The sequence below is a fragment of the Klenkia sp. PcliD-1-E genome (assembly GCF_024124375.1).
Taxonomy (GTDB): Bacteria; Actinomycetota; Actinomycetes; order Mycobacteriales; family Geodermatophilaceae; genus Klenkia.
Window position 1 is genome coordinate 1 of record NZ_JAMXRZ010000166.1, and the last position, 6,802, is coordinate 6,802.

General features: G+C 75.8%; 9 protein-coding genes, 1 tRNA gene and 1 pseudogene. 3 read left to right on the forward strand and 8 right to left on the reverse strand.

The genetic code is table 11. The features are described from left to right. Positions 1-200: 200 nt before the first annotated feature. Positions 201-530, reverse strand: coding sequence for a DUF3263 domain-containing protein (locus tag NH342_RS21100; protein ID WP_253018012.1), 330 nt, complete (start codon positions 528-530; stop codon positions 201-203). 68 nt (positions 531-598) lie between these two features. Next, the gene (gene rarD, locus NH342_RS21105; RefSeq protein WP_253018014.1) at positions 599-1,513 is read right to left on the reverse strand and encodes an EamA family transporter RarD; all 915 of its coding nucleotides are present in this window, start codon (positions 1,511-1,513) and stop codon (positions 599-601) included. Between the two features lie 83 nt (positions 1,514-1,596). Here rarD and NH342_RS21110 point away from each other — a divergent pair, with 83 nt between their 5' ends. Continuing rightward, positions 1,597-3,234 (forward strand): Na+/H+ antiporter, encoded by a 1,638-nt coding sequence (locus NH342_RS21110; protein WP_253018016.1) that lies wholly within the window; start codon positions 1,597-1,599, stop codon positions 3,232-3,234. A gap of 1 nt (position 3,235) precedes the next feature. On the opposite strand, the gene NH342_RS21115 is transcribed toward NH342_RS21110, so the two are convergent. From NH342_RS21115 to NH342_RS21130, 4 genes are all read right to left on the reverse strand, one after another. After that, positions 3,236-3,835 (reverse strand): hypothetical protein, encoded by a 600-nt coding sequence (locus NH342_RS21115; protein ID WP_253018018.1) that lies wholly within the window; start codon positions 3,833-3,835, stop codon positions 3,236-3,238. Between the two features lie 54 nt (positions 3,836-3,889). Then, a complete protein-coding gene (locus NH342_RS21120) occupies positions 3,890-4,336 on the reverse strand; it encodes a PTS sugar transporter subunit IIA (protein WP_253018020.1) in 447 nt (148 codons plus the stop codon). Beyond that, complete coding sequence (locus NH342_RS21125; protein WP_253018022.1) at positions 4,329-4,637, reverse strand: hypothetical protein; 309 nt, start codon at positions 4,635-4,637, stop codon at positions 4,329-4,331. The genes NH342_RS21120 and NH342_RS21125 overlap by 8 nt, the downstream gene beginning before the upstream one ends. Before the next feature lie 66 nt (positions 4,638-4,703). After that, a complete protein-coding gene (locus NH342_RS21130; RefSeq protein ID WP_253018024.1) occupies positions 4,704-5,465 on the reverse strand; it encodes a DeoR/GlpR family DNA-binding transcription regulator in 762 nt (253 codons plus the stop codon). A 121-nt stretch (positions 5,466-5,586) separates the two neighbouring features. Between NH342_RS21130 and NH342_RS21135 the strand changes: the two genes are divergently transcribed. After that, positions 5,587-5,991 (forward strand): DUF5313 family protein, encoded by a 405-nt coding sequence (locus NH342_RS21135; RefSeq protein WP_253018026.1) that lies wholly within the window; start codon positions 5,587-5,589, stop codon positions 5,989-5,991. Here NH342_RS21135 and NH342_RS21140 read toward each other — a convergent pair whose 3' ends face one another. Both NH342_RS21140 and NH342_RS21145 read right to left on the reverse strand, forming a co-directional pair. After that, positions 5,992-6,198 (reverse strand): dodecin, encoded by a 207-nt coding sequence (locus tag NH342_RS21140; protein WP_253018028.1) that lies wholly within the window; start codon positions 6,196-6,198, stop codon positions 5,992-5,994. Between the two features lie 86 nt (positions 6,199-6,284). Then, positions 6,285-6,359 (reverse strand) — tRNA-Thr (locus NH342_RS21145). A 135-nt stretch (positions 6,360-6,494) separates the two neighbouring features. On the opposite strand from NH342_RS21145, the pseudogene NH342_RS21150 reads away from it, so the two are divergent. Beyond that, positions 6,495-6,802: pseudogene (locus tag NH342_RS21150) on the forward strand (hypothetical protein); the annotation flags it as partial.

Sequence of the window (6,802 nt, forward strand, 5' to 3'; positions counted from 1 at the left end):
GTCCTCGCTGCGCGGGAGCCGGCCGTCGCGGCGCCGCTCGGCGCGGGTGCGCCGGCCCAGCGTGGTCAGCTCGTCGTCGTCCGGCCAGGGCGAGGGGTCGCCGGGCGGCGCGGGCTCCCGCGGGCGATCGGTGGCCGGCGGGTCGGGCACGGGATCCGGCTCACCGTCCGGTACTCCATGCCTCCCCACGGTGATCGAGACTAGTAGGCCTCGACCCCGGTGCCCAGGGTGCGGGCCGCGCGCTGCCGCTGGCGGGTCGCACGCATCCGGCGCAGCCGGCGGACCAGCAGCGGGTCGACCGCGAGGGCCTCCGGCCGGTCGATGACGGCGTTGAGCACCTGGTAGTAGCGGGTGGCCGACAGCCCGAACCGCTCCTTGATCGCGGCCTCCTTCGCCCCCGCGTGCCGCCACCACTGCCGCTCGAAGACCAGCACCTCGCGGTCGCGGCGCGGCAGCTCGGCACCGGGCGGGGGCGCGGCGCCGACCACCTCGGCGGGCTGGTCGGGGGCGGGGACGGGCAGGGGGACCACGGGGACCTCTCGGGACGGGACGGGACGGAGCGGGACGGGACGGTGGGGCCCGGCGGGCCGGGGTGGCGTCACAGCCCGGCCGGTGCGGGCTCGGCGACCACGCGGCGGGCGGCGCGGCCGGCGCGGAGGCTGTCGACGGTGAACAGCACCAGGGCCGCCCAGACCACGGCGAACCCGACCACCCGGGCCGGTGGCATCGGCTCGCCGTTGACGAAGACCCCGATGGCCAGGTGCATGAGCGGCGTGACGTACTGCAGCAGCCCGACGGTGCTCAGCGGGATGCGGCGGGTGGAGGCGGCGAACAGCAGCAGCGGCACGGCGGTGGCGATGCCGGAGGTGGCCAGCAGCAGCACGTGCCCGGCCCCGGCCTCGCCCAGCGAGCCGGCCCCGCGGGCCTGCAGGACCACCAGCACCACGAGCGCCGGCACGACCAGCAGCAGGGTCTCGACGAACAGGCCCGGCGCCGCCTCGACCCGGACCAGCTTCTTCAGCAGGCCGTAGGCGCCGAAGCTGCCGGCCAGCACCAGGGCGATCCACGGCGGACGGCCGGCGTCGACGGTGAGCACCAGGACGGCGACGGCGGCCGTGGCCACCGCCGCCCACTGCAGCCGGCGCAGCCGCTCGCCGAGCACCGCCACGCCGAGCAGCACGCTGACCAGCGGGTTGATGAAGTAGCCCAGCGAGGTGTCCACGACGTGGTCGGAGTTGACCGCGATGACGAAGGTCAGCCAGTTGCCGGTGATGAGGACCGCCGCGCCGGTGAGCACCAGCAGGGTGCGGCGGTCGGTCAGCACCCGGCGCACCTGCGGCCAGCCGCGCAGCACGCTGAGCAGCAGCGCGATGAACACCAGCGACCAGACGATGCGGTGCGCGACGATCTCGACCCCGCCCGCGGGCTCCAGCAGCGGGAAGTACAGCGGGAACACGCCCCACAGCACGTAGGCGGCCAGGCCCGTCAGGACCCCGGTCCGCCGCTCGCTCATGAGGGGCACAGTAGGTGCGGGGTCCGACACTCCCCGTCTCGGGCAGGCTGGCCCGGTACCGCCACCGCTCGAGGGGACCGCCCGTGGACACCGCACCGCTGCTTGCCCTGGCCGTGGGGGCCGTGGGCGTGGCCGCGCTGGCCCGCCGGCTGGGCTGGCAGGCCCCCCTGCTGCTGGTGCTGGTGGGGTTCGCGGTGAGCTTCGTGCCCGGTGTCCCGCAGTTCGCCGTCGACGGGGACCTGCTGCTGGCCGTCGTGCTGCCGCCGTTGCTGTACTCGGCCTCCCTGGAGGTCTCCTACGCCGACTTCCGGGCCCTGCTGCGGCCGATCGTGCAGCTGGGTGTCGGCCTGGTGGTGGTCACCGCGGTCGTCGTCGCGCTGGTGGCGAACGCCGCCGTCCCCGGGCTCGGCCTGCCGGCGGCCCTGGTGCTCGGGGCCGTGGTCGCTCCCCCCGACGCGGTGTCGGCCGCCGCCATCGGACGGCAGCTGGGCCTGCCGCGGCCGGTGATGACCGTGCTGTCCGGGGAGAGCCTGATCAACGACGCCGCCTCGCTCACCTTCTACAAGGTGGCACTGGCCGCGGTGTTCGGGGCGGGGGGTGCGTTGCTGGGCCTGGACGCCGCCGCCACCGCGACCACCTTCGGCCTCGCCGTCGTCGTCGGTGTGGCCCTCGGCCTGGCCATCGGGTTCCTCGTGCACCTGGTCCGGGTGCGGCTCGACGACCCGGTGGTCACCTCGGTGCTCGGCGTCGTCGTCCCGTTCACGGCCTACCTGCTGGCCGAGGAGCTGTCCGGCTCCGGGGTGCTGGCGGTGGTGGCGGCCGGGCTCTACCTCGGTCACCGCTCCCCCGAGGCCGGGTACGCCAGCCGGCTGCAGGAGCACCCGCTGTGGAGCTCGCTGGACCTGCTGCTGCAGGCCGTCGTGTTCGCCCTCATCGGCCTGCAGCTGCGCTACGTCGCCGAGGCGGCCGAGGCCTCGTCGCGGTCGAACTGGTCGCTGGCCGCGGCGGCGCTGCTGGTGCTGGCCACCGCGGTCGTCGTCCGGCCCGTCTTCGTCTACGCCGTGGAGGGGCTGCGGCGGCTGCCGCGGCCGTGGCGCCGCCGGCGCTCCCGCTCGCGCCGGCCCAGCTGGCGGCAGCAGGCCGTCATCTCCTGGACGGGGATGCGCGGCGTGGTCACCCTGGCCGCGGCCGCCGCGGTCCCCGCCGACTTCCCCGACCGCGACGTGCTGCAGCTGCTGGCCTACGCCGTCACCATCGGCACCCTGCTGCTGCAGGGCCTGTCCCTGCCCTGGCTGATCCGCGCCCTGGACGTCACCGACCCCGACCAGGCGCGCCGGGACGCCGAGGCCGAGGTGCGCCTGGCCGAGCGGGCGACCGCCGCCGCGCTGGAGCGGGTGGCGGAGGTGGAGCAGGAGCTCGTCGAGCGGGTCGGGGCCGAGCGTGCGCACGCGGTGGCCGACCGGATCCGCGGGCCCCTGCTGGCCCGGGCCCGGTCGATGTCGGCCTCGGTCCGGGCCGAGGAGAGCGAGGACGGCCGGCGCAGCCGTCGCCGCGCGCGCACCTTCCACCGCGTCCGGCAGGAGATCATCCAGGTTCAGCGCCGGGTGCTCATGGAGGAGCGGGACGCCGGCCGCCTCGACGAGGAGGTCATGCGCGCGGTGCTGCAAGAGCTGGACTACGAGGAGGCCGCGACCGCCCACTCCTGGGTCGGCCGCCTGTAGCTCAGCGCAGGCCCAGCGCCGCCCCGACCGCGAGGCCGGCCACGAGCAGGCCGACCACCACCGCGGTCTTCGGGACCACCCCCGTGCGCCCGGCCCGGGGCGCACCCGGCCGGACCGGCATGCCCCACACCGCGGCCACCCGTCCGGGGACCAGGTAGCGACCCTGCTCCTGGCCGGCCCAGACGGCGCGGCCGACCGCGTCGTGGACAGCGGGTCCGGCCTTGGCCAGCCCGCGGGGGTCCAGCGAGATCGCGCCGACGTCGTCGCGCAGCAGCAGCTGGTGCGCGCGGGCGTTGGCCGCGGCGGCGACCGCTGTCAGCCGGGCCAGGTCGACGCCCTGCCGTCCCAGCACACCGGTCCCCTCGAGCACCCGGCCGTCGCACCGCGGGGCCCACACGAAGTCCTGCCAGACCGAGGTCATCGCCAGCATCGCGGCGATGGCCGGCAGGAACCACAGGACGATCTCCAGCCGGTCGCTGTCCCGCAGCGCCACCTCGTAGCCGCCCAGGGCGGACGTGAGGAGCAGCGCCGCACCGAGCACGACCAGCAGGGTTGCCCGGCCCGCCCCCGACGGCCGCTGCGGCGGGCCGAGGGGTGCCACCAGGCCGGCCGGGGGCCGCCGGGGGTCCTGCGGGGGCCAGCTCGACGGGTGCACTCAGTCCGCCACGTCGGCGGTGAGCAGGTCCAGCACGTCGTCCACCGTGGTCGCACCGCGCAGCCGGGCCGCGCGGTCGGGGTCGACGAGCACGTCGGCCAGCGCCGCCAGCACCGGGAGGTGCCCCTCGCCCAGGGCGGCGATGCCGATGACCACGTAGGCGGTGCCGCTGCCCCAGTCGACGCCGTCGGGGTAGCGGACCACGGTGAGCGCGTCGGCGAGCACCTCGCCGCGCCCGGCGTTCGTGCCGTGCGGGATCGCCACGCCCTCACCCATGTAGGTCGAGACGGACTCCTCGCGCTCGAGCATGCTGTCCGTGTAGGCGGGCCGGACGGCGCCGGCGGCGACCAGCAGGTCGCCGGCCTGGCGGACCGCGGCGGTGCGGTCGGCGGCGCGGCCGTCCAGCAGGATGCGGGACGGGTCGAGCAACCCGCCCAGCTCAGCCATCGATCGTGGTGCCCTCGTGGATGGCGGTGACCACGCCGTCGACCGCCGGGTCGCCGACGAAGGCGGTGAACGCCACGACCGGCCGGTCACCGGCGTGCGGGCGCACCCGGTCGGCGAGCTTGCTGTGGGTGAGCACCAGGTCGGCGTCGGCGGGGATGGCGTCCAGCGGGCTGTGCTCGATGACCACGCCGTTGTCCCGCAGCCGCTTCTTGAGCTGGTTGGCCATGAGCACGCTGCTGCCCATGCCCGCGTCGCACGCGATGACCAGCTTGCGGACCTGCGCGCCGTCGATGCTCGGCATGGGGGGCTCCTGCGGCTCGGGGACGAGGGGGGTCCAGCTTCCCACCCCGGTCGGCGGGCCGGCAGGTCAGACCCGCTGCACCCGGGGACCGGCCTCGGCCAGCTCGGCCGCGGTGCGCTCGTCCAGGCCGGTGTCGGTGATGAGCAGGTCGACCGCGTCGAGCTCGGCGAAGCGGGCGAAGTGGTCCCGCCCGACCTTGGTGTGGTCGGCCAGCAGCACCACCCGGCGGGCCGCGGCCACCATCGCGGTCTTCACCGCCGCCTCGGCCGGGTCGGGCGTGGTCAGGCCGCGCTCGACCGAGACGCCGTTGGTGGCCAGGAAGGCCAGGTCGACGTAGATGCCCGACAACGCCGACAGCGCCCAGGGGTCCACCGAGGCCAGCGTGCGGCCACGCACCCGGCCGCCGAGCAGCAGCACGGTCAGGTTCGGGAACGCGGCGAGCCGGCCGGCCAACGACAGGGCGTTGGTGACGACGGTGAGCTCGCGGTCGGTGGGCATCAGGTCGCCCAACCGGGCGGTGGTGGTCCCGGCGTCGATGAGCACCGCGCCCTCGTCGGGCAGCTCGGCCACGGCGGCCTTGGCGATCCGCTCCTTCTCCGCGGTCAGGACGACGTCGCGGGCGGCGACCGGGGGCTCGAAGCCCAGGCGCTCCACCGGGATGGCCCCGCCGTGCACCCGGCGCAGCACACCGACCCGCTCCAGGGCGGTGAGGTCCTTGCGGATGGTCTCCGGGGCGACGTCGAGCTCGGCCGCCAGCTCGCCGACGTCGACCCGCCCGATCGCCCGGGCCGCCCGCAGGATGTGCTCCTGGCGTTCCTCCGCGTACACGTGCCCTCCCGGTCGACCCGTCGGTGCTGTGCTTACGGGCCCGGACGGGCGCCGTCAAGCCTGAACGGGTGCCCGCCCAGCATGCGGACAGGATGCTCGCAGCCGCCTATCGTCGGAGGGCGTGGCCGGGACCCGCACGCACCCCACCCCGGTGCAGTGGGTCTGGTACGCCCTCGGTGGCGGGTTGCCCCGCTCCTGCAGGGACTGGGTGCTGGCCGACACCACCGGTCCCGGCTGGGCGCGGCGGCACCTCACCCGGGCCCTGGTGCAGCTGGCACCGGTGCTGCTGGTCTGCCTGCTGGCCGTGCCGGTGCCGCTGGTGTACCGGCTCTCGGCGTCCGCCGGCGGCCTGCTGCTGGGGCTGATGTTCTCCGCGGCGTACATGACCGAGACCAGCGAGCACCGGGCGGTGAAGGCCGGGTGGCCGCCGGGCACCACCCGCCGGGTCCGCGAGCAGCGGGCCGAGCGGGAGGCCCTGGAGCGCGGTGCGCGCTACCGCCGCGACGGCGCCGGCTCCTTCGACTGATCAGTCGACCCGGAAGCCGATCTTCATCGTCACCTGCACGTGCTGCACCGCGCCGTCCTCGACGTGGCCCCGGATCTCCTGGGTCTGGAACCACTCGATGTTGCGGATGGTCTGCGCGGCCTTGGCCACGGCGGTGCGGATGGCGTCGTCGATGCTGGTCTCGCTGCTGCCGACGACCTCGGTCAGCCGGTACACGTGGTCGGTCACTGGGGTCTCCCGGGTCCGGTGCCCGGACGGGTGCCGGGCCGCGACCGGACCCTCGCACGGCCGGGGGTCCCCTGCAGGGTGACCGGTGGAGCCCCGTGTCCGGATCGAACGGACGACCTTCCGCTTACAAGGCGGGTGCTCTACCACTGAGCTAACGAGGCCAGGTGGACAGCAGGCTACCCGGGGCCGGCGCGTCCAGAGACCTCACAGGCCACGTGCAGCGTCGGGATAGCCCCGGAGCCGATGGTGGTCCCCGAGCGAGCGGAGAAGCCCTCGCGTCGTGGGGAGGAACCACCGTGACCGAGCAGCAGCGTCCCGGAGACCAGACCGGGCAGGACGTGGACCGGTACCCGGGTGCGCCGTCGGGTCAGCAGCACCCCCAGGCGGCGGTGCCGCCGCACCAGGGCTGGACCGGCCAGCAGCAGCACCCCTACGCCGGCCAGCACCCGTACCCGGGCCAGCAGCAGACCTACCCCGGGCAGCAGCCGACCGGGCAGCACTGGACCGGCACCCAGCAGGCGCCGCCGGTGTTCACCCCCGCAGCGGGCCCGGCCGCGGGCCCGGCCGCGCCGCGGCGGTCCCGCGGCTGGCGGATCGCGGTCGC

Coding starts and splice junctions, on each gene's coding strand:
- NH342_RS21125 (WP_253018022.1), bottom strand. CDS start 4,637: ATGCCGAGCATCGACGGCGCGCAGGTCCGCAAGCTGGTCATCGCGTGC.
- NH342_RS21120 (WP_253018020.1), bottom strand. CDS start 4,336: ATGGCTGAGCTGGGCGGGTTGCTCGACCCGTCCCGCATCCTGCTGGAC.
- rarD (WP_253018014.1), bottom strand. CDS start 1,513: ATGAGCGAGCGGCGGACCGGGGTCCTGACGGGCCTGGCCGCCTACGTG.